The sequence below is a fragment of the Pseudomonas sp. AU11447 genome (genome assembly GCF_001672555.2).
Classification (GTDB): domain Bacteria; phylum Pseudomonadota; class Gammaproteobacteria; order Pseudomonadales; family Pseudomonadaceae; genus Pseudomonas; species Pseudomonas nitroreducens.
Window position 1 is genome coordinate 1 of sequence record NZ_LZDG02000031.1, and the last position, 19,841, is coordinate 19,841.

General features: G+C 63.7%; 22 protein-coding genes. 9 read left to right on the top strand and 13 right to left on the bottom strand.

The features are described from left to right. Nucleotides 1-173: 173 nt before the first annotated feature. Nucleotides 174-1,373, bottom strand: a complete 1,200-nt coding sequence (gene tyrS, locus A6723_RS08995) for a tyrosine--tRNA ligase (protein ID WP_024763553.1) — start codon at nucleotides 1,371-1,373, stop codon at nucleotides 174-176. A 182-nt stretch (nucleotides 1,374-1,555) separates the two neighbouring features. On the opposite strand from tyrS, the gene A6723_RS09000 reads away from it, so the two are divergent. Next, nucleotides 1,556-3,001: a peptidoglycan DD-metalloendopeptidase family protein gene (locus A6723_RS09000; RefSeq protein ID WP_054908063.1), complete on the top strand. Its 1,446-nt coding sequence runs from the start codon at nucleotides 1,556-1,558 to the stop codon at nucleotides 2,999-3,001. 3 nt (nucleotides 3,002-3,004) lie between these two features. Beyond that, nucleotides 3,005-4,096: an anhydro-N-acetylmuramic acid kinase gene (locus tag A6723_RS09005; RefSeq protein WP_054908062.1), complete on the top strand. Its 1,092-nt coding sequence runs from the start codon at nucleotides 3,005-3,007 to the stop codon at nucleotides 4,094-4,096. Nucleotides 4,097-4,153: 57 nt separating this feature from the next. Here the strand turns inward: A6723_RS09005 and erpA are convergent, their stop codons facing one another. Together erpA and argC are read right to left on the bottom strand one after the other, a co-directional pair. Next, nucleotides 4,154-4,504 carry an iron-sulfur cluster insertion protein ErpA gene (erpA, locus tag A6723_RS09010; protein ID WP_045212604.1) on the bottom strand — a complete coding sequence of 117 codons (351 nt, stop codon included), beginning with the start codon at nucleotides 4,502-4,504 and terminating at the stop codon, nucleotides 4,154-4,156. Nucleotides 4,505-4,639: 135 nt separating this feature from the next. After that, the gene (gene argC / locus A6723_RS09015; RefSeq protein ID WP_045212607.1) at nucleotides 4,640-5,674 is read right to left on the bottom strand and encodes an N-acetyl-gamma-glutamyl-phosphate reductase; all 1,035 of its coding nucleotides are present in this window, start codon (nucleotides 5,672-5,674) and stop codon (nucleotides 4,640-4,642) included. 260 nt (nucleotides 5,675-5,934) lie between these two features. Between argC and hemJ the strand changes: the two genes are divergently transcribed. From hemJ to A6723_RS09035, 4 genes are all read left to right on the top strand, one after another. Then, nucleotides 5,935-6,360 carry a protoporphyrinogen oxidase HemJ gene (hemJ, locus tag A6723_RS09020; RefSeq protein WP_054908061.1) on the top strand — a complete coding sequence of 142 codons (426 nt, stop codon included), beginning with the start codon at nucleotides 5,935-5,937 and terminating at the stop codon, nucleotides 6,358-6,360. Nucleotides 6,361-6,379: 19 nt separating this feature from the next. Beyond that, nucleotides 6,380-7,348 carry a nitronate monooxygenase family protein gene (locus A6723_RS09025; protein ID WP_024763559.1) on the top strand — a complete coding sequence of 323 codons (969 nt, stop codon included), beginning with the start codon at nucleotides 6,380-6,382 and terminating at the stop codon, nucleotides 7,346-7,348. Nucleotides 7,349-7,453: 105 nt separating this feature from the next. After that, nucleotides 7,454-8,551, top strand: coding sequence for a DUF805 domain-containing protein (locus A6723_RS09030; protein WP_054908060.1), 1,098 nt, complete (start codon nucleotides 7,454-7,456; stop codon nucleotides 8,549-8,551). A gap of 55 nt (nucleotides 8,552-8,606) precedes the next feature. Beyond that, nucleotides 8,607-9,395 carry an SDR family oxidoreductase gene (locus tag A6723_RS09035; RefSeq protein ID WP_054908059.1) on the top strand — a complete coding sequence of 263 codons (789 nt, stop codon included), beginning with the start codon at nucleotides 8,607-8,609 and terminating at the stop codon, nucleotides 9,393-9,395. A 6-nt stretch (nucleotides 9,396-9,401) separates the two neighbouring features. Here the strand turns inward: A6723_RS09035 and A6723_RS09040 are convergent, their stop codons facing one another. Next, nucleotides 9,402-10,883, bottom strand: a complete 1,482-nt coding sequence (locus A6723_RS09040) for an AAA family ATPase (RefSeq protein WP_054908058.1) — start codon at nucleotides 10,881-10,883, stop codon at nucleotides 9,402-9,404. A gap of 93 nt (nucleotides 10,884-10,976) precedes the next feature. Here A6723_RS09040 and A6723_RS09045 point away from each other — a divergent pair, with 93 nt between their 5' ends. Further along, nucleotides 10,977-11,315, top strand: a complete 339-nt coding sequence (locus A6723_RS09045; RefSeq protein WP_024763563.1) for a histidine triad nucleotide-binding protein — start codon at nucleotides 10,977-10,979, stop codon at nucleotides 11,313-11,315. A 102-nt stretch (nucleotides 11,316-11,417) separates the two neighbouring features. Then, on the top strand, nucleotides 11,418-12,065 hold the full coding sequence (gene coq7, locus A6723_RS09050; RefSeq protein WP_024763564.1) for a 2-polyprenyl-3-methyl-6-methoxy-1,4-benzoquinone monooxygenase: 648 nt from the start codon (nucleotides 11,418-11,420) through the stop codon (nucleotides 12,063-12,065). A 176-nt stretch (nucleotides 12,066-12,241) separates the two neighbouring features. Here the strand turns inward: coq7 and speD are convergent, their stop codons facing one another. Both speD and A6723_RS09060 read right to left on the bottom strand, forming a co-directional pair. After that, a complete protein-coding gene (speD, locus tag A6723_RS09055; protein ID WP_024763565.1) occupies nucleotides 12,242-13,036 on the bottom strand; it encodes an adenosylmethionine decarboxylase in 795 nt (264 codons plus the stop codon). 231 nt (nucleotides 13,037-13,267) lie between these two features. Next, entirely contained in the window at nucleotides 13,268-13,690 is a 423-nt protein-coding gene (locus tag A6723_RS09060; protein WP_015475289.1) for an OsmC family protein, read from the bottom strand. A gap of 374 nt (nucleotides 13,691-14,064) precedes the next feature. Here A6723_RS09060 and crp point away from each other — a divergent pair, with 374 nt between their 5' ends. After that, nucleotides 14,065-14,712 (top strand): cAMP-activated global transcriptional regulator CRP, encoded by a 648-nt coding sequence (crp, locus tag A6723_RS09065; protein ID WP_024763566.1) that lies wholly within the window; start codon nucleotides 14,065-14,067, stop codon nucleotides 14,710-14,712. A gap of 68 nt (nucleotides 14,713-14,780) precedes the next feature. Here crp and trpC read toward each other — a convergent pair whose 3' ends face one another. The 7 genes from trpC to A6723_RS09100 all read right to left on the bottom strand — a co-directional run bounded on the left by trpC (nucleotide 14,781) and on the right by A6723_RS09100 (nucleotide 19,810). Continuing rightward, nucleotides 14,781-15,617, bottom strand: coding sequence for an indole-3-glycerol phosphate synthase TrpC (trpC, locus tag A6723_RS09070; protein ID WP_045212629.1), 837 nt, complete (start codon nucleotides 15,615-15,617; stop codon nucleotides 14,781-14,783). Beyond that, entirely contained in the window at nucleotides 15,614-16,663 is a 1,050-nt protein-coding gene (gene trpD / locus A6723_RS09075) for an anthranilate phosphoribosyltransferase (RefSeq protein ID WP_054908057.1), read from the bottom strand. Before trpD ends, trpC begins: the two co-directional genes overlap by 4 nt. Continuing rightward, complete coding sequence (locus tag A6723_RS09080) at nucleotides 16,660-17,256, bottom strand: aminodeoxychorismate/anthranilate synthase component II (RefSeq protein WP_054908056.1); 597 nt, start codon at nucleotides 17,254-17,256, stop codon at nucleotides 16,660-16,662. Before A6723_RS09080 ends, trpD begins: the two co-directional genes overlap by 4 nt. Before the next feature lie 317 nt (nucleotides 17,257-17,573). Next, on the bottom strand, nucleotides 17,574-17,825 hold the full coding sequence (locus tag A6723_RS09085; protein WP_054908055.1) for a hypothetical protein: 252 nt from the start codon (nucleotides 17,823-17,825) through the stop codon (nucleotides 17,574-17,576). Next, nucleotides 17,822-18,178: a hypothetical protein gene (locus tag A6723_RS09090; RefSeq protein ID WP_054908054.1), complete on the bottom strand. Its 357-nt coding sequence runs from the start codon at nucleotides 18,176-18,178 to the stop codon at nucleotides 17,822-17,824. The genes A6723_RS09085 and A6723_RS09090 overlap by 4 nt, the downstream gene beginning before the upstream one ends. Then, the gene (locus A6723_RS09095) at nucleotides 18,175-18,804 is read right to left on the bottom strand and encodes a glycoside hydrolase family 19 protein (protein ID WP_054908053.1); all 630 of its coding nucleotides are present in this window, start codon (nucleotides 18,802-18,804) and stop codon (nucleotides 18,175-18,177) included. The genes A6723_RS09090 and A6723_RS09095 overlap by 4 nt, the downstream gene beginning before the upstream one ends. Before the next feature lies 1 nt (nucleotide 18,805). After that, entirely contained in the window at nucleotides 18,806-19,810 is a 1,005-nt protein-coding gene (locus tag A6723_RS09100; protein WP_054908052.1) for a phage late control D family protein, read from the bottom strand. Nucleotides 19,811-19,841 lie beyond the last annotated feature (31 nt).

The window sequence follows — 19,841 nt, forward strand, 5'->3', positions numbered from 1 at the left end:
GCTGCCGGAGCAGCTAATGAAGAGCGGCAAGTGAATCACCCGCCTGATCACCACACCCAACCTAGAATCTCTGTAAGTACTTGATTTTCAAGTTCTTTCAGCGCTTCGTCGCTGGGAGTGGTGCGCATTATAGGGAGTTTAAATTGGCCGTCAACGACTAATTTAAACTTTCTTCACTCAGCGACCAGAGAAACACGAGCGAAGGCCTTCTTGCCGGCCTGCAGCACGTGAGTAGCGCCGACTTTGAAGACAAAGCTGCGATCCACCACGTCGCCATCCACGCGCACGCCACCAGAGGACAACAGGTCGCGAGCGACTGCAGAGTTCTTCACCAGCCCTGCCTTATTAAGGACGGCACCAATGGGCAGATCTTCTGCCGCCGCCACTTCCACTTCCGGCAGATCTTCCGGCAGCTCGCCTTCCTTAAGACGGTTACCAGCGGACTTGTGCGCCGAAGCAGCAGCCTCTTCGCCATGGAAGCGAGCGACGATCTCTTCAGCCAGCTTGATCTTGATGTCGCGCGGGTTGGCGCCAGCCTCTACATCCTTGCGGAAACCATCGATCTCTTCCATGGAGCGGAAGCTGAGCAGCTCGAAGTAACGCCACATCAAGGTGTCGGGAATGGAGACCAGCTTGCTGTACATGACGCCCGGCGCTTCCTGGATACCGATGTAGTTGCCCAGAGACTTGGACATCTTCTTCACGCCATCCAGACCTTCAAGCAGCGGCATGGTCAGGATGCACTGCGGCTCCTGCTCATAGGCACGCTGGAGCTCGCGCCCCATCAGCAGGTTGAATTTCTGATCGGTGCCGCCGAGCTCGACGTCCGCCCGCAGCGCTACCGAGTCGTAGCCCTGAACCAGCGGGTAAAGGAACTCGTGAATGGCGATGGACTGGTTGCTGGCATAGCGTTTGCTAAAATCATCGCGTTCCAGCATACGAGCAACGGTGTACTGGGAAGCCAGACGAATGAAATCAGCGGGGGAAAGCTGGTCCATCCAGGTGGAATTGAACGCCACCTCGGTCTTCGCGGGGTCGAGAATCTTGAAGACCTGGGCTTTGTACGTCTCGGCGTTGTCGAGAACCTGCTCGCGGGTGAGGGGTGGACGGGTAACACTCTTACCGCTCGGGTCACCGATCATCCCAGTGAAGTCGCCGATCAGGAAGATCACCTGATGACCCAACTCCTGGAATTGGCGCAGCTTATTAATAAGGACGGTATGCCCCAGGTGCAGGTCAGGAGCGGTCGGGTCGAAGCCGGCCTTGATACGCAGGGGCTGGCCGCGCTTGAGCTTTTCGATCAGCTCGGCCTCCACGAGAATTTCGTCTGCTCCGCGCTTGATCAGCGCCAGCTGCTCTTCGACCGACTTCATTGCAGTTTCCTGTACGTTGCGAATTGCGAAAGGGAACCAACGATACAAGAACAGGCACTAAAAACAAGTTTTGCCCAGCGCCAGAGGACAGGACGTCAGAAGCCCGACATCAGGGTTGCTTCAGAGGGAATTTGGTTATATTTTAGGCAGTTATTTCACATTCCAAAAACACCACTCACGCCATGACGCAATCCGATCAGAAAGCGCCGTACTACCCGAAGAGCCATCTGCTGGCCGCAAGCGGTGTAGCAGCGCTCCTCAGCCTGGCTCTGCTGGTGTTCCCCTCGGCCGAGGTCGAGGCGAAGAAGACCACGCTCAATCTCGAGCTGGAAAACGGCACCGAGCAGATCCTCCAGGAAAAAGACGACCTTCGACCCGCTCCGGTCACGGAAGACGGCGGCTCCTCCCCTTTCGCACAGATTGAAGGGCAGCCCGACAACCAGAACAGCGCCGGAAAAGACGCGGAAAAGAAGAACGATCTCGCCGATTCGAACCAGCAACCCTCCCCCTCCGCTTCCGCAGAACCTGCGTGGAAAAGCGTGACTGTGGGCAAGGGTGACACTCTTTCCAACGTGTTCGCGAAGGCCGGCCTGCCGGCGAACGCCGTGCACGACATGCTTGCCGCCAATAAGGACGCCAAGCAGTTCACCCGTCTTGATGTCGGCCAGGACGTGGACTTCCTTATCGATTCCAAGGGCGAGTTGCAGGGCCTCAAGGTCAAGCGCAGCGATCTGGAGACCATCAGCCTGGCCAAGTCCGCCAAGGGCTATGACTTCAAGCGCGACCTGGTCAAACCCTCGGTACATGCCAACTATGCCCACGGCCGCATCGACAGCTCGCTGTTCGTCGCGGGCCGCAATGCCGGGCTGTCCCACGACCTGATCATGTCGATGGCCAACGTCCTGGGCTACGACATCGACTTCGCCCAGGATATTCGCCAGGGTGACGAGTTCGACGTGATCTACGAATCCCAGCAGGTGAAGGGCAAGCAGGTCGGCACCGGTAGTATCCTCGCGGTGCGCTTCGTCAACCGCGGCAAGGAATACACCGCGGTGCGCTACACCAACAAGCAGGGCAACACCAGCTACCTGCGCGCGGATGGCAGCAGCATGCGCAAGGCGTTCATCCGCACCCCGGTGGACTTCGCCCGCATCAGCTCGCGCTTCTCTATTGGGCGTTTCCATCCGATCCTGAACAAGATTCGTGCACACAAGGGCGTGGACTACGCAGCGCCGATCGGCACCCCGATCAAGGCGACCGGCGACGGCAAGATCCTCGAAGCCGGCCGCAAGGGTGGCTACGGCAACGCCGTGGTGATCCAGCACGGCCAGCGCTATCGCACCGTTTACGGCCACATGAGCCGCTTCGCCAAAGGCATCCGCTCCGGCGTGGCAGTGAAGCAGGGCCAGATCATCGGCTACGTCGGCATGACGGGGCTGGCCACCGGCCCGCACCTGCATTACGAGTTCCAGGTCAACGGCCAGCACGTCGATCCGCTGAGTGCCAAGCTGCCGACCGCCGACCCGCTGACCGGCCCGGAGCGCAAGCGCTTCATGGCCCAGGCGCAACCGCTGATCGCGCGCATGGACCAGGAGAAGGCAACCTTCCTGGCCCTGAACAAGCGCTGATCGATGCCGCTCTATCTGGGGGTAATGTCCGGGACCAGTCTCGATGGACTGGACATCGCCCTGGTCGAGCAAGGCGAGCAGACCACTCTGCTCGCCTCCCACTACCTTCCCATGCCTGCGGCGCTGCGTGCCGATCTCCTGGCACTCTGCTCTTCCGGCCCTGACGAAATAGCCCGCACCACCCTAGCGGAAAACCGCTGGGTGCGTATCGCCGCACAGGGCATCAACGATCTCCTGGCTCGCGAGAATCTAGCCGCCAGCGCCGTTCGCGCGATTGGCAGCCACGGCCAGACCATTCGCCACGAGCCGCACCTGGGCTTCACCGTGCAGATCGGCAACCCGGCACTGCTCGCCGAGCTGACCGGGATCGATGTGGTGGCCGACTTCCGTCGCCGTGACGTCGCCGCCGGCGGCCAGGGCGCACCGCTGGTGCCTGCCTTCCACCGCGCGCTGTTCGGCAGCGATAGCCGCGAGTGCGCCATCCTCAACGTAGGCGGATTCAGCAACGTTTCGCTGCTGAGCCCCGGCGAGCCGGTTCGCGGATTCGATTGCGGTCCCGGCAACGTGCTGCTGGATGCCTGGATTCAGGAGCAGCGCGGCGAACCCTATGACCGTGACGGCGCCTGGGCTGCCAGCGGCAGCATCGATCAGGCGCTACTGCAGAAGATGCTGTCCGATGAGTTCTTTGCCGCGAAAGGCCCGAAGAGCACCGGACGCGAACGCTTCAACCTGAATTGGCTGAACACGGTCCTGGCCAAGCACGACCCGGTCGAGGACAAAGATGTACAGGCAACCCTGCTGGAGCTGACCGCGCAAAGCATCGCCGCAGCGCTGCTGGAAGCGCAGCCCGGCTGCGAGGAAGTAGTGGTTTGCGGTGGCGGCGCCTTCAACGCGACGCTGATGCAGCGCCTTGCTGCGCATCTACCGGGCGCCAGCGTGATCAGCAGCATCGACCGCGGCGTACCGCCGGAATGGATGGAAGCCATGGCCTTCGCCTGGCTGGCCCATCGTTTTCTCCAGCGAGAGCCTGGCAATTGCCCGGAAGTCACCGCCGCCCAGGGGCCGCGCATTCTTGGCGCGCTCTACCCCGCCTGAACCCGCCCCACAAACAAAAACGCCGCGCATCTGCGCGGCGTTTTCGCTTTTACGGCATCAGATCGAGAAGGACTGACCGCAGCCGCAGGTGGTCGCTGCGTTCGGGTTCTTGATGACGAACCGCGAACCTTCGAGACCTTCCTGGTAGTCCACTTCCGCACCGGCGAGGTACTGGAAGCTCATCGGATCGACCACGAGGTTGACGCCGTCGCGCTCGACGATGGTGTCATCGTCCGCGGTGTCTTCATCGAAGGTGAAGCCGTACTGGAAGCCCGAACAGCCACCGCCCGTGACGAACACCCGCAGCTTGAGGCGCGGGTTGCCTTCTTCGTCGATCAGGTTCTTCACCTTGTTCGCAGCGCCTTGCGAGAACATCAGCGGAGTGGGGGTGAAGGTTTCGATGGTCATGGTGACAACTCTCCCGGCCGAAGCCGTACGTTACAACATTGCGGACTATTATCCGCTTACCCCAGAAAAACGGTCAACTAATCCGACTCATCCATTGGTCCAGATCAATCGACCGCCTTCCGGGGCAATCTTTCCTTACGGCAGCAGCGCGACGTTGGACAGGCCCAGGTGCTCGTCCAGACCGAAGAGGATGTTCATGTTCTGGATCGCCTGGCCGGACGCGCCCTTCACCAAGTTGTCGATGACCGACAGGATCACCACCAGGTCGCCGCCCTGGGGACGGTGCACCGCGATGCGGCAGACGTTGGCGCCACGCACACTGCGGGTTTCCGGATGGCTGCCAGCGGGCATCACGTCGACGAACGGCTCATTGGCGTAACGCTCTTCATAGAGCTTCTGCAGATCGACACCACGGTCGGCGACGCGAGCGTATAGCGTCGCATGGATGCCGCGGATCATCGGGGTCAGGTGCGGCACGAAGGTCAGGCCAACATCGCCTTTGGCGGCACGACGCAGGCCCTGGCTGATTTCCGGCAGGTGCCGGTGACCTTTCACCGAGTACGCCATCATGCTTTCGCCGGCTTCGCAGAACAGCGAGCCGACCTTGGCACCACGACCGGCGCCGCTGACGCCGGACTTGCAGTCGGCAATCAGCTGGCTGGCGTCAGCCAGGCCGTTCTCCAGCAGCGGGATGAAGCCGAGCTGGGTGGCGGTTGGGTAGCAGCCGGGAACGGCGATCAGGCGAGCGGACTTGATCGCCTCGCGATTGACTTCCGGCAGGCCATAGACGGCTTCGGGCAGCAGCTCCGGCGCGCCGTGGGGCTGGCCGTACCACTTGGCCCACTCCTCGGCGTCCTGCAGGCGGAAGTCCGCGGACAGGTCGATCACCCGGGTACCGGTGGCCAGCAGTTCGCCAGCCAGCGCGTGGGCCACGCCATGCGGGGTGGCGAAGAACACCACGTCGCACTCGCCCAGACGTTTCACGTCCGGCACGCTGAAGGCCAGGCCGTCGTAGTGGCCTCGCAGGTTCGGGTACATGTCGGCGACTTTCACGCCCTCCTCGGAGCGCGAGGTGATCACCTCGACGCGCGCCTGGGGATGCTGTGCCAGCAGGCGCAGCAGTTCCACGCCCGTATAACCCGTACCGCCTACGATACCGACCTTGATCATCTGCCTGTCACTCCACCTATGGGGCCAAATTCAGGGGCAGTCATGATATGAGCCACCGCCCCCGCTGAACAGAGCGAATCCGCCTGAATTGAGGGTTACGCGGCGCAAGAGTTTCCGCTTTCCGATCAGGGGCCTGATTGACGCCTGGCGATACCGATTGCCGCAGTCGAACGAACTTTCCCACACTGCAGCCGCCACAGGGATGACGGCATTGCACGGCGCCACTACTATCGGCTCAACCGTGATCCGAGGACGTCCCGATGCTTTACCTGTGGTTGAAAGCCTTTCACATCATTGCCGTAGTCTGCTGGTTCGCCGGCCTCTTCTATCTCCCGCGCCTGTTCGTCTACCACGCCATGAGCGAGGACGCCGCCAGCCGCGAACGCTTCTGCGTCATGGAGCGCAAGCTGTACCGCGGCATCATGGGCCCGACGATGATCCTCAGTATCGTCCTCGGTGCCTGGATGCTCTATCTCAACCCCGCCTGGCTGACCCAGGGCTGGATGCACGCCAAGCTCACGCTGGTGGTGCTGCTGATCGGCTACCACCACGCCTGCGGCGCCATGCTCAAGCGCTTCGCGCGCGGCGAGAACGGGCGCAGCCATGTGTTCTACCGCTGGTTCAACGAAGTGCCGGTGCTGTTCCTGATCGCCATCGTGATCCTGGTGGTCGTCAAACCCTTCTGATCCCGACAAGGAGACTGTCATGTCCCTGCCCGCCCTGCTCGACCGCCGCCTGCGCATTCCCCTGGTGGCGGCACCGATGTTCCTGGTCTCCACCCCGCAACTGGTGCTGGCGTGCTGCAAGAGCGGCATCGTCGGCAGTTTCCCCGCACTGAACCAGCGCGAGAGCAGCGGTTTCAAGGCCTGGCTGGAAGAGATCGAAGCCGGGCTGGCAGCCGATCCGCAGGCAGCGCCCTATGCGGTCAACCTGATCGTCCACAACACCAATCCGCGCCTGCAGGCCGACCTGAAACTGTGCGTCGAGCACAAGGTGCCCATCGTGATCACCAGCCTGGGCGCGGTGCGCGAGGTGGTCGATGCCGTGCACAGCTATGGCGGCCTGGTGTTCCATGACGTCACCACCCGTCGCCACGCCGAGAAGGCGGCGGAAGCTGGGGTCGACGGCTTGATCGCGGTGGCCGCAGGTGCCGGCGGCCATGCCGGTACCTGGAGCCCCTTCGCGCTGGTCGCGGAGATTCGCCAGTTCTTCGACAAGACCCTGCTGCTGGCCGGCTGCATCAACCATGGCCACGAGATCCTTGCCGCCCAGGTGCTGGGCGCCGACCTCGCCTACCTCGGCACCCGCTTCATCGCCACCCGCGAAAGCGCGGCCTCGGAAGCCTACAAGCACATGCTGCTCGACGCCCGCGCCGCCGATATCATCCACACCCCTGCCGTTTCCGGCGTACCGGCCAGCTTCATGCGCCAGAGTCTGGAGGCTGCCGGCTTCGACATGCAGCGGCTGAATGACAAGGGCGCGCTCAACTACGGCGAGAAACTCAAGCCGGTGAGCGACGAGGCCAAGGCCTGGAAGACCGTGTGGTCCGCCGGCCAGGGCGTCGGCGATATCCGAGACCTGCCGGCCGTGGGCGAGCTGATCGCGCGCCTGGACCATGAATACCGCCAGGCCCTGACCCGCAGCGCCGGCCTGTCCAACCAACTGCTGGTCTGAGCTGCGGCACCGCTCACGAGATATCCGCCGAGGCCGCTTGTTGGCCTTCGGCGCCCCGATTACGCTGTAGCGATTCCAACATAGCCAGAAGACAAGGATGCCCCTATGGACCAATCCCGCTTCAAGATCGTGTTCGACGGCGCGCTGATGCCGCAGACGCCGCTGGAGACCGCCAAGGAAAACCTCGCCCGCCTGTTCAAGAGCGATGCCGCGAAGATCGAAGCGCTGTTCAGCGGCCAGCCGGTCGTGCTCAAGCGCGACCTGTCCGGCGACGAGGCCGACAAGTACTTGCGCGCGCTCCATGGCGCCGGTGCCAATGCCCGCAAGGAAGCCGAAGGCGCCCCGGGCTTCAGCCTGGTGGAAACCGACGACCATCCCAGCGAAGCGACCCTGGCTGCCCGCGCGGCCGGTGAAACGGCCAGCAACGAGCGGATGACCTGCCCCAAGTGCGGGCATGAGCAAGCCAGCGCCATCGAGTGCAGCGCCTGCGGCATCGTCATCGAGAAGTATTTGGCTCGCCAGGCAGAACTGGCAGCCAACCCTGCGCCCAGCGTGGCCGCCACGCCCTCCAATGGCGCGGCATCTCCCTATGCTCCGCCCCAGGCGAAGGTCGGCGACGACCTGCCGGAGTTCGGTGAACTGAAAGTCCGTAGCCTGTCCGGCCGTATCGGCCGCGTGCGCTACCTTGGCTGGTCAGCGGCACTCTCCTTCATCGTCTTCGGCGCCTACCTGGTTGCCAGCCTGCTGATGGCCGTTTCGCTGCCCCTGGGCGTGGCCGCCATTGCCGCCGTGGTCATTGCCGCCATGGTCTTCAGCGTGCCCATCGGCGTGCAGCGCCTGCATGACCTGGGCTGGTCCGGCTGGCTCTGGCTGGCATTGCTGGTACCCTTCGTCAACGTGGTCCTCAGCCTGCTGCTGCTGTTCATGCCCGGCGAGCAATCCGCCAACCGCTTCGGTCCGCCGCCGCCGCCCAACAGCACCGCCGTCAAGGTCCTGGCCTTCTCCTGGCTGCTGTTCCCGGTGTTTGGCGGTATCCTCGCCGCCATCGCGATCCCGGCCTACCAGAGCTACATCGAGCGCGCCCAGGCTGCGCAGGCGCAGTCCCAGCAGGGCGACGAAGCTGCCGACCCGGCGGCCACCGCGGAGCCCTCCGACGGCGACTTCAGCAGTGGTGACACCGAAGGCGGCGACTCGGATCAGTAATGCAACAACCCGTGGCGGGCGTGGTCGAACGCCACCCCGCCACAGAGACTCCTGAATGCCTCGTTTTGCCCTCATCACCGGCGCCTCCAGCGGTATCGGCCTGGCCCTGGCCGAAGCCCTCGCGCGTCGCGGCCAAGCGCTGATCCTGGTGGCGCGCAAGCGCGACGCGCTGGACAGCATCGCTTGCGAACTGTCCCAGCGTTTCGGGGTGGAGGTGCTGTTCCGCGTCTGCGACCTCTCCGAACCGCTGCAGATATCCGGACTGCTCCACGAGTTGGAACAGAGCGGGCGGCAGATCGAACTGCTGGTAAACAACGCCGGTGTCGGCACCTCCGGCGCCTTCATCGACCAGGATTGGTCCCGCGAGCAGGAATTGCTGGAGCTCAATGTGCTGGCCCTGGCCCGCCTGTGCCACGGCATCGGCGCCATGATGGAGCGCAGCGGCGGCGGGAGGATTCTCAACGTCGCCTCCATGGCGAGCCTCCTGCCCGGCCCCTGGATGAGCAGCTACTACGCCAGCAAGGCGTTCGTGCTGCACTTCTCCGAGGGGTTGCGCGAGGAGCTCAAAAGCCGTGGCATCAAGGTTTCCGTGCTCTGCCCAGGCCCAACCCGCACGGCGTTCTACCGCAACGCCGACATGCGCCTGGGCAAGCTCGACAATGGCAAGCGGATCATGTCGCCCGAGGAAGTCGCCTTCCTCGCGGTGAAGGCACTGCGCCGCGCGCCGGCGATCATCATCCCCGGCTGGCGCAACCGACTTTTCGCCTGCGCGGTGCGCCTGCTTCCGCGCTGGGCCCTGCGCAAGCTGGCCGGCCGGGTCAATCGCCTGGCCCTGGCCAGCTAGCCAGGTTCAGTCCGCGCGTACCGTACGGCCATCGGCCCACGCGCGCAGGGCTGCCAACTCCTCGGCCATCACCACCGACAGCGGCGCTGTGCGGCGGATTTCTTCCAGCAGCAACGCCTGGTCCACGGACTTCTGCCGAGCCTGCGCGGCATAGAAAGCGCCGACGACTGCCTGCTCGATCTCCGCGCCGGAGAACCCTTCGGTGGCAGCGGCCAGCTCACCCAGTTCGAACTGGGCGGCGTCCAGTTCACGACGCTGCAGGTGGATGCGGAAGATATCCTGGCGTACCTCGTCGTCTGGCAGGTCGACGAAGAACAGCTCGTCGAAACGCCCCTTGCGCACCAGTTCCGGCGGTAGGCGCTCAATGGCGTTGGCGGTGGCCACCATGAACACCGGCGCCTTGCGCTCGGCCATCCAGGTCAGCAGCGTGGCCAGAACGCGCTGGCTGACGCCATTGTCCTGGTCACCGGTGGCGACGCCTTTTTCGATTTCGTCCGCCCAGAGCACGCAGGGCGCCATGCTGTCGGCCAGGCGCAGCGCTTCGCGCAGGTTGCGCTCGGTCTCGCCGAAGTACTTGTTGTAGAGGCTGCCGAAGTCCAGGCGTAGCAGCGGCAGGCCCCACAGGCCGGCGATCGCTTTGGCTGCCAGGCTCTTGCCAGCGCCCTGCACACCGACCAGCAGCACGCCCTTGGGCAGATCCTTGTCCTTGCCTTCGGTGAACGCGCTCTGCCGCTCGCCCAGCCAGCGCTTGAGGCTGGCCAGCCCACCCACTTCGGCGAAACGCGCGGTATCGTGCTCGAAGCTGAGCACGCCATCGAGGTTGAGGAGCTCGAACTTGGTGCGGTTCAGCTCCGGCAGGTCTTCCTGGGTGATCGCCCCATCGTTGCAGATCACGCTGCGCGCCAGCAGCCGCGCCTCACCATGAGTGAGTCCGCGCAGGTTCTTCACTACCTGGCGCAGCGTGCGGTTGTCCGTACGTACCCGCGCGCCCCGGTTACGCTCACTCCAGCGTGTCGCTTCCTCGCGGACCAGCCCCACCAGTTCATCCTCGGATGGCAACGACAAGGCAAAGCGCGCCGCGAAGCGCTGGACCTCGGCGGGCAGCTTCAGTGCATGGGAAACCAGCACCACCGTGGGGCGGAAATTCCCCTCGGCCATGGCGATCTCCTTGAGCAGGCGCACGGCACGCGGGTTGTCCGCCAGATAGGGATGCAGATCGCAGAGCACATAGAGGTTCGGCTGCGGATCGGCCTTGATCAGCCGCAGGGCATTCTCCGCCTCACGGCTGTCGCCCTCGCCCTGGGGCTCTCCACCAAAACCCAAGCGCTGCAGCCCTTCGGTCGCCGACCAGAATTGCAGGTTGAGCCCGCGCCGTACCGCCAGGCCGGTCAGGGTTTCCAGGACCCTGGGCTCGTCCCAGGATTCGATCACGATCAGTTTGACCCTGGAATCGAGCACCAGGCCCAGGTCATGGATATCGTTCTGCACGCTCGCTCCTTGCGCTGGCCGGCCCGGAACTGGGCGCGGCGGTCGACGGCCGCTAAACTGCTGCTCCTGCCCATATGACTGGAGGTGCATTTCGTGGACTGTCTGTTCTGCAAGATCGTCGCCGGGGAAATTCCCGCGCGCAAGCTCTATGAGGATGACCAGGTCATCGCCTTCCACGACATCGGCCCGCAGGCGCCCGTACATTTCCTGGTGATTCCGAAGAAGCACGTCTCCACCCTCAATGACCTGACCGAGGCAGACAAGCCGTTGGCCGGCCACATCCTCTTCACCGCCCAGCGGCTGGCGAAGGAGCAGGGTTGCGACGAGGGCTTCCGCGTGGTGATGAACTGCAACGACCTGGGCGGCCAGACCGTGCACCACATCCACATGCATGTGCTGGGTCAACGCCAGATGCACTGGCCACCGGGTTGATTGGCGCCCCGTCGATAAAAGGAAGCTGCGCGCACCTCGGCAAGACCTGTCATCCGCCATCCGGTAAACTGCCGGGCGAATGTTCCTACTCGGAGGTGCGCCATGTCCGCCGACCGTCACTACTCTCCCGCCGACCGCTTCCTGCTGCAGGCCGATGCCGCACTGCGCACCCTGCTGCCGTTCAGCGGTCATCCGGGGCGCCCGTCCCCCGCCATCGTCCAGCCCGACGCCGAGCTCAGCGAGACTGACGCCCGCCATGTGGCCGGCCTGATGCGCATCAACCACACCGGCGAGGTCTGCGCCCAGGCGCTGTACCAGGGCCAGGCGCTGACCGCCAAGCTGCCGAAGGTGCGCAAGGCCATGGAAGAAGCGGCCGACGAAGAGGTCGACCATCTTGCCTGGTGTGAGCAACGCATCCGTGAACTGGGCAGCCGTCCGAGCGTGCTCAACCCGCTCTTCTACGGGCTATCCTTCGGCGTCGGCGCAGCCGCCGGGCTGATCAGCGACCGCGTCAGCCTGGGCTTCGTCGCCGCCACCGAAGACCAGGTCTGCAAGCACCTGGACGAACACCTGGCGGAAATCCCCGCCGAGGACCAGAAGTCCCGCGCCATACTCGAGCAGATGCGCGAGGACGAAGAGCACCACGCCACCAGCGCCATCGAGGCTGGCGGCCTGCGCTTCCCGGCACCGGTGAAGTTCGGCATGACGCTGCTGTCCAAGGTGATGACCAAGTCCACCTACCGGATCTGATCCGGCCGGCAACGAAAAAGGGGCGCCCAGTGGGCGCCCCTTTTTCGGTTCTACTATCGAGCGTTACGAGCGCAGGGAGACAAGGCGAAAAGTCGGGATGAAAGCGGAGTTTGCTGCAGCAAATGAGCATTTCAGCCCGGCCTTTCAATGCCGTATCTCCCAGCGCAGTAGCTCGATCAGCGCGGCATGTTGCGCGCGTAGAAGATCTCCAGCATCTCGTGCCGAACGCGCTCTTCCACCTGCTTGCGCTGTTCGGGCGAAAGGTTGCTCGTGGCATCGCCGAACAGGTAGTTGTCCAGGTCGAACTCCTTGAGCAGCATCTTGGTGTGGAACAGGTTCTCCTGGTACACGTTCACGTCGGTCATCTGATAGGCCTCGTACGTGTCGTCGGACAGGTAGTTCTGGATCGAGTTGATCTCGTGGTCGATGAAGTGCTTCCTGCCTTCCACGTCACGGGTGAAACCGCGCACGCGGTAATCCACGGTGACGATGTCCGAGTCGAACTGGTGGATGAGGTAGTTGAGCGCCTTGAGCGGCGAGATGACGCCGCAGGTCGACACATCGATATCCACACGGAAGGTCGCGATGCCTTCCACCGGATGGATCTCCGGATAGGTGTGCACGGTGATATGGCTCTTATCGAGGTGCGCCAGGATGGTTTCCGGTAGCGGCCCCGGGGATTCCTCGATCTGGCTGTCGGTCGGGGTGACCGGCTGCTCGGAGATCAGGATGGTTACGCTGGCGCCTTGCGGATCGTAATCCTGACGGGCGATGTTCAGGATGTTTGCGCCAATGATGTCGACAACATCGGTGAGGATCTGCGTGAGACGCTCGGCATCGTACTCTTCGTCGATGTACTGCACGTAGGCCTGCTGGTCTTCAGGCGTCTCGGCGTAGCAGATGTCATAGATGTTGAAGCTCAAGGTCTTCGTCAGGTTGTTGAACCCGTGGAGCTTGAGTTTGCTTTTCACCGTGGGAGAACTCTCATCAAATGCGGCTCTGCCGCGTGGTTGAGCATGCCCGTCAGATGCGTACGGCGCACCTGCGTAGGACGGTTTACACCTCTTCGCGATGGCGATTGTGGTTTCTGGTTTCGGGCGGAAGGCCCTGAAAAAAGGTGGCGCATTATGCAGAGGTCAGGCGACCTCTGCCAGATTTTGCGCACCCTTGATGATGAAAGGATGAAAGGATGAAAGGAGCTGTCAGCCCAGTTCCACGATCTCGTAATCGTGGGTGATCTCCACGCCGGCGCGGCCGAGCATGATCGAGGCGGAGCAGTATTTCTCGGCCGACAGCTCGACCGCACGCTTGACCTGCGCTTCCTTCAGACCACGTCCCTTGACCACGAAATGCACATGGATCTTGGTGAACACCTTCGGGTCTTCGTCGGCGCGCTCGGCCTCAAGGAAGGCCTCACAGCTCTCCACCGGCTGGCGACCTTTCTTCAGGATGCTGACCACATCGAAGTTGGTGCAGCCACCGAGGCCGAGCAGCAGCATTTCCATCGGACGCACACCCAGGTTGCGGCCACCGGCGTCCGGCGGGCCGTCCATTACCACCACGTGACCGCTGCCGGATTCACCGAGGAACATGGCCTCGCCCGCCCACTGGATTCGCGCTTTCATTGCAAAGGACTCCGCCGGAAAAAAGGGGCGATAGCTTAACACAGCCCTCTAGCACGCCCACCGGGGCCTGCGGCTGTTACCCAGGTCTCATTTCCACACGGCGAGTATGCATTTATCACTTAAGCTGGCGCCGGTTTACTGGCACACTCTAGGAAATTGCCCGCACGAATGTTCCAGCTTTCCGATTGTTGGTAACACGTCGTCTGTTAAGCTCTTGCGGATTTACGTACGCGCAAGAATGCTCAGCAAGGCAATCTGCCGCCCTGCGGATCGAGGGGGATCGAGCCAGGGACGCACGGCACTACAGCTGGTCATAAAAAATCATTAGCGCCTGTTGTGCAAAGGCCACTCTTTATTCTTTCCGGGACTCGGGCATGGTAGCTATTACCCTCACACCCAAAATCAAGAACCTCGACAAGTTGCTCGCGCACTGTCATCGCCGCCGCTTCACCGCCAAGAGCACCATCATCTACGCTGGCGACCGCTGCGAAAGCCTGTTCTTCATCATCAAGGGGTCGGTCACCGTCCTGATCGAGGACGACGATGGCCGCGAGATGATCATCGGGTACCTCAACACCGGCGATTTCTTCGGGGAGATGGGGCTCTTCGAGAAGGAAGGCAGCACCGGCCAGGAGCGCAGCGCCTGGATCCGCGCCAAGACCGAATGCGAAGTCGCCGAGATCAGCTACGCGAAATTCCGCGAACTGAGCCAGCAGGATCCGGAGATTCTCTTCACCCTGGGCAGCCAGATGGCCGATCGCCTGCGCAAGACCACGCGCAAGGTCGGCGACCTGGCCTTCCTCGATGTCACCGGCCGCGTCGCCCGCACTCTGCTGGACCTGTGCCAGCAGCCGGACGCCATGACCCACCCGGACGGCATGCAGATCAAGATCACCCGCCAGGAAATCGGCCGCATCGTCGGCTGCTCCCGCGAGATGGTCGGCCGCGTGCTCAAGAGCCTGGAGGAACAGGGCCTGGTGCATGTGAAAGGCAAGACCATGGTGGTCTTCGGCACCCGCTGAAGCATCCCCAGAACGCAAAAAAGCCGGCAATCGCCGGCTTTTTTGTTGTCCTGACTCTGTAGGAGCTGTCAGTCCGGATCGGCGCCCAGCTTGACCTTGCTGCGCTCGGGGAAGAACAGGCGCTTGAGCTCGGTACCCGGCTCGTCGGCACGCATGAAGGCTTCGCCGACCAGGAAGCCGAACACGTCGCTGACTTCCATCAGCTCCACGTCGGCGCGGTTGAGGATACCGCTTTCGGTGATCACCATGCGCTCACGCGGGATTTCCGGCAGCAAGTCCAGAGTGGTCTCAAGGCTGACTTCGAAAGTGTGCAGGTTGCGGTTGTTGATACCGACCAGCGGAGTGTCCAGGGTCTTCAGCGCGCGCTCCAGTTCCGGGGCGTCGTGCACTTCCACCAGCACGTCGAGGCCGACGTCCTTGGCCACCGAAGCCAGCTCGGCCATGCGCACGTCATCCAGCGCCGAGACGATCAGCAGGATGCAGTCGGCGCCGATGGCGCGGGCTTCCACCACCTGATAAGGGTCGATCAGGAAGTCCTTGCGGATCACCGGCAGCGTGCAGGCTGCGCGGGCTTCCTTGAGGTAGGCGTCGCTGCCGAGGAAGAAATCGATGTCGGTCAGCACGGAGAGGCAGGCGGCGCCGCCCTCCTCGTAACTGCGGGCAATGTCGGCGGGATCGAAGTTCTCGCGCAGGATGCCCTTGCTCGGGGACGCCTTCTTCACCTCGGCGATCACCGCCGGCTCGCGGCGCTTGGCGCGCTCCAGCAGGGCATTGGCGAAACCACGGGGTGCGTCCGCGGCACGCGCCAGCTGTTCCAGCTCGGCAATGCTCACGCGGGTGCGGCGATCAGCGACTTCTTCGGCCTTGCGGGCCAGGATCTTCTGCAGAACCGTCGGCACACTCACTGTGCGTTCTCCTCTCGGTAAACGGCGGTGAAGGCCGCCAGCTCTTCCATCTTCTCCCGCGCAAGCCCGGTGTGCAGGGCGTCGTGGGCCAATTGCATGCCTTCGTGCAGGCTGGTGGCCAGGTCCGCCGCGTAGAGCGCGGCGCCGGCGTTGAGCACGATCAGCTCGGCGGCCTTCTGCCCAGCCTCGGTCTTGCGCCGGCCAAGGGCATCACGGATCAGTTCCAGCGACTGCTGCGGGCTGTCCACGGTCAGGCCGATCAGGCTCTGGCTCTTGATGCCGAAGTCTTCCGGCTGCACTTCGTACTCGGTGACCACGCCGTCCTTCAGTTCGGCGACATGGGTCGGTGCGGCGAGACTGAACTCGTCCAGGCCATCGCGCGAATGCACCACCAGGATGTGCTCGCTGCCCAGACGCTTGAGCACCTCGGCCAGCGGACGGCACAGCGCCTGGCTGAACACGCCGACCACCTGGTGTTTCACACCGGCCGGGTTGGTCAGCGGGCCAAGCATGTTGAACAGGGTACGCAGGCCCAGCTCGCGGCGCGGGCCGGCGGCGTGCTTCATCGCTTTGTGGTGGACCTGGGCGAACATGAAGCCGACACCGACGGTCTCGATGCAGCGCTTCACCTGGACTGGCTTGAGGTCCAGGTAGATGCCGGCCGCTTCCAGCAGGTCGGCGCTGCCGCTCTTGCCGGAGACCGCACGGTTGCCGTGCTTGGCGACTTTGCCGCCCGCCGCGGCGACGACGAAGGCCGCCGCCGAGGACACGTTGAAGATGTTCGCGCCGTCACCGCCAGTGCCGACCACGTCGACCACGTGCTTGAGGCTGTCCAGTTCGACCTGGTCGGCCAGCTCGCGCATCACCGCGACGGCGCCGACGATTTCGTCGATGGTCTCGCTCTTCATGCGCATGCCCATTAGGAAGGCGCCGATCTGCGCGTCGGTGCACTGCCCGGTCATGATCTCGCGCATGACGTCCTGCATTTCCTCGGTGGACAAGTCCAGCTGGTTGACCACGCGGTTGAGGGCTTCCTTGATATTCATGCGCGCACCCCGCCGGTCTGCTTGAGGAAGTTGGCCAGCATCTCGTGGCCTTGTTCGGAGAGGATCGACTCGGGGTGGAACTGCACGCCCTCGACGTTCAGCGTCTTGTGGCGCAGGCCCATGATCTCGTCGACCGAGCCGTCTTCCAGCGCCGTCCAGGCGGTGATCTCCAGGCAGTCGGGCAGCGTCTCGCGCTTGACCACCAGGGAGTGATAGCGGGTCTGGGTCAGCGGGTTGTTCAGGCCGGCGAATACACCCTGGTCCTTGTGGAACACCGGGCTGACCTTGCCATGCATGACCTGGCGCGCCCGCACCACGTCGCCACCGAAAGCCTGGCCGATGGACTGGTGGCCCAGGCACACGCCCAGCAACGGCAGCTTGCCGGCGAAGCGTTCGATCACCTCCAGGGAAACACCCGCTTCGTTCGGGGTGCACGGACCGGGGGACAGGACGATGCGCTCGGGATTGAGCGCGGCGATCTGGTCGACGCTCAGTTCGTCATTGCGAACGACGTGGATGTCGGCCTTCAACTCGGCGAAGTACTGCACCAGGTTGTAGGTGAAGGAATCGTAGTTATCGATCATCAGCAGCATGTCTGCTCGAACCTCATGATTGCACTGCTTTCGGATCGCGCCATCGTCGACACCCGTTGCGGCCTCGTAGGCTGCGCGAATCTGGCAATTATGCCAGCGGATGGGAGAAATGGACGCGTAAGAAGAGACCGGCGCTATGCCGGGAAAGAAGGAATCAGGCGCGCCAGCGCCAACGGGCGAATGCCTTGAGGAGGGAGGTGATGATGCGGGTGCGGTGGATCACGGTTGCGGTCTCGCCTAGCGATGGCCGAACAGTAGCCCAAGGCCGGGCGCCAGCGCAATACGCGCGGCGCCCCTGCCGACGAAGGTAGGACGTTTCACTGGCACGCCTGGAGGGCAGCACGCAGGCGGGTTTCGTAGGCCAGGTGTTGCTGCCGCTCGGCCAGCAACGCACGTATCTTGGTTTGCAGGTCGTCCGCCGGGCGCAGGGCGGTGGTGGCGAATCGGGGAGCTTCGATGGCCGGTGTCTGGCACGGCACCGGGATGGGAATACGGATTTCCACAGGTTTGGGTGAAGTCGCGGCGCAACCGGCGATCAACAGCGGGAAGATCAGCATGAGCACTTTCATGGCAGCAGCTCACGGTCGATCAGTTGACGAACCACCGCGCACTCTTCGCCCTCGCTGCGCTCCAGCAACAGTCGGTTGGCGGCATCTTCATGGCTTTGCGCCAGGTCACGGGCCTGGGCCAGGGCTCGCTCGGCGACCTCCGCACGCTGGCGAGAGCTTTCAGCCAACGCGTCGAGCTGCTCGTTCTGCAGCACCAGCCGGGATTCCAGCGCCTTGCCGGCTTCGCTGCAGCGCGCCTGCTCAAGCTGCAGGCCCTGCAACTGCCCGCCATAGAAGCGCGACGCCAACCAACCGCCGAACAGGCCACTCAGCAGGAAGCAGGCCATCCCCAGCGCCAGCCAGAAACGGCTCATCCCAGCACCTCCTGCGCGCGCCGCCAGAGCAGCAAGCGCTCCTCCAGGCCATTGAGCCCACCATTGATGCGCCGGGTAATGTCCTCGAAGCGCCCGGCGTCCGCCAGCTCGCCAAGCCCGTTACGCTGCCACCACCAGGCGGCGGACCGACACGCCCAGCGGGGTTCCGCCAGCAGTTGTGGGCGGGCGACAAAGGGCTGTGCGAGCCCTTCGCCAACCGAGCGATAGTTGCTCCGTCCCGTCACCTGCAGCAGGCCGCGTCCACGAAAACGCCAGCCGTCGCCAGAGGCTTCATCACCGTTTCCGTTGCGCCCGGCGTAGACGAGGTTGGCAATGCGCTCCGGCTGGTACGCCACCTCTCGCGCCAGCGCCGTGGGCGAGCCGTCGGCGCTGCGGAAGCGCCGGGGCCAGACGGCGGCCAGACGCTGGGCGCTGTATGTCAGGCTTTCCACGCAGCGGGTCAGATGGGCACTTTCATGGCCGACCTGGGCGATGAAGGCAGCAACACGCGGCGGCGTGTCGATTCCGAAATCCCCCATGGCGGCGTCGAGTGCCGGAAGAAAAACGCCCGCGACAGGGCGGGCGTTGGGCAGGATCAGCAGCAGCTGGCGTTCGTCGATTTGCATATCAGCCGCCCTCCCCAGCCTTGCCCTTCCCCTGCGCCCCGCCGTTGCACTGCACCGTGGTAGTCCAGCCACCCGTGGAATAATGCTGGGTGACCGAGTCGATCAGGTAGCGGCCGTCGAGCCCAGCCTTGAAGCCCTGCAGATCAATAGTCAGTTCGGCGAACAGATCGGCGCGGCCGGGCAAGTCCAGCTGCACTTCAGCGCTGTTGCGATTGAACTCGGCCAACCGTGCCGCAGCGACGCGCCGGGCGGCTGCCTCGTCCGGCTGCGGGTGGCGGTCGCAATGCTCCGCGGCGATTTGTGAAGGTGCGTCCGGGTTGGTCACACGAACCTGCTTCTGCACGCCGTCGGCGCCGCGATAGGGCACCTTCACCGCTGCCACGACCTTGCGATCATCCAGGGTAAAGCGGAACGAACCCACGTCCCCGCGCCCCAGCACCGGTATCTCCAAGGCCGGCCCACTGGCGCTGCGGCCAGACTGGCGCGGCTGCACCAGCAGGCTGTTGTTGGCCAGCTTCGCGGTGCAGTCATACTGCCGGGCCAGCCGGGTGATGAAGTTGAAGTCCGACTCTCGAATCTGATCGATGCGCGCGATCACTGTCTCGACATTGCACGCCCCGCGCCAGCCATTGCGCGCCGCGATATCCGCCACCACGCTCGCCAGGCTCATGCCTTCCCAACTGCCACTGCGGGCGGCCTTGCCCTGGCCGCGCATGTCCCCGCTCTTGCCCTTGATCACCAGGTTGTCCGGCATGCCGCTGTAGGTCAGCGTATCCACCACATAGCGGCCCATGCGCGTAAGCGGCGCGCCGTCGTAGCCGAGGAAGACTTCCAGCGCCGCGCCGCGCCGGGGCAGCGTGACGGCGCCATCGCGGTCATCGATAGTGATCTGGAAGGTATCGGACTCCAGGCCAGGCTTGTCGGTCAGTTGCAGCTCGATCAACCGGTCGCTGATCAACGCAGTAATGTCCGCGCCGTCGGCACTGATGCGGAAGGCAGGTTTCATAAGCCACCTTGAATGAAAAGGCCCCGCTTGA

What these genes read in the sequence shown, in the direction of transcription:
- A6723_RS09095 (WP_054908053.1), bottom strand. Translation starts at nt 18,804, where the DNA reads ATGCAAATCGACGAACGCCAGCTGCTGCTGATCCTGCCCAACGCCCGC.
- A6723_RS09080 (WP_054908056.1), bottom strand. Translation starts at nt 17,256, where the DNA reads ATGCTGCTGATGATCGATAACTACGATTCCTTCACCTACAACCTGGTG.
- argC (WP_045212607.1), bottom strand. Translation starts at nt 5,674, where the DNA reads ATGATCAAGGTCGGTATCGTAGGCGGTACGGGTTATACGGGCGTGGAA.
- hemJ (WP_054908061.1), top strand. Translation starts at nt 5,935, where the DNA reads ATGCTTTACCTGTGGTTGAAAGCCTTTCACATCATTGCCGTAGTCTGC.
- A6723_RS09005 (WP_054908062.1), top strand. Translation starts at nt 3,005, where the DNA reads ATGCCGCTCTATCTGGGGGTAATGTCCGGGACCAGTCTCGATGGACTG.
- tyrS (WP_024763553.1), bottom strand. Translation starts at nt 1,373, where the DNA reads ATGAAGTCGGTCGAAGAGCAGCTGGCGCTGATCAAGCGCGGAGCAGAC.
- A6723_RS09100 (WP_054908052.1), bottom strand. Translation starts at nt 19,810, where the DNA reads ATGAAACCTGCCTTCCGCATCAGTGCCGACGGCGCGGACATTACTGCG.
- A6723_RS09025 (WP_024763559.1), top strand. Translation starts at nt 6,380, where the DNA reads ATGTCCCTGCCCGCCCTGCTCGACCGCCGCCTGCGCATTCCCCTGGTG.
- A6723_RS09085 (WP_054908055.1), bottom strand. Translation starts at nt 17,825, where the DNA reads ATGAAAGTGCTCATGCTGATCTTCCCGCTGTTGATCGCCGGTTGCGCC.
- A6723_RS09035 (WP_054908059.1), top strand. Translation starts at nt 8,607, where the DNA reads ATGCCTCGTTTTGCCCTCATCACCGGCGCCTCCAGCGGTATCGGCCTG.
- A6723_RS09030 (WP_054908060.1), top strand. Translation starts at nt 7,454, where the DNA reads ATGGACCAATCCCGCTTCAAGATCGTGTTCGACGGCGCGCTGATGCCG.
- trpD (WP_054908057.1), bottom strand. Translation starts at nt 16,663, where the DNA reads ATGAATATCAAGGAAGCCCTCAACCGCGTGGTCAACCAGCTGGACTTG.
- A6723_RS09060 (WP_015475289.1), bottom strand. Translation starts at nt 13,690, where the DNA reads ATGAAAGCGCGAATCCAGTGGGCGGGCGAGGCCATGTTCCTCGGTGAA.
- A6723_RS09090 (WP_054908054.1), bottom strand. Translation starts at nt 18,178, where the DNA reads ATGAGCCGTTTCTGGCTGGCGCTGGGGATGGCCTGCTTCCTGCTGAGT.
- coq7 (WP_024763564.1), top strand. Translation starts at nt 11,418, where the DNA reads ATGTCCGCCGACCGTCACTACTCTCCCGCCGACCGCTTCCTGCTGCAG.
- erpA (WP_045212604.1), bottom strand. Translation starts at nt 4,504, where the DNA reads ATGACCATCGAAACCTTCACCCCCACTCCGCTGATGTTCTCGCAAGGC.
- crp (WP_024763566.1), top strand. Translation starts at nt 14,065, where the DNA reads ATGGTAGCTATTACCCTCACACCCAAAATCAAGAACCTCGACAAGTTG.
- A6723_RS09000 (WP_054908063.1), top strand. Translation starts at nt 1,556, where the DNA reads ATGACGCAATCCGATCAGAAAGCGCCGTACTACCCGAAGAGCCATCTG.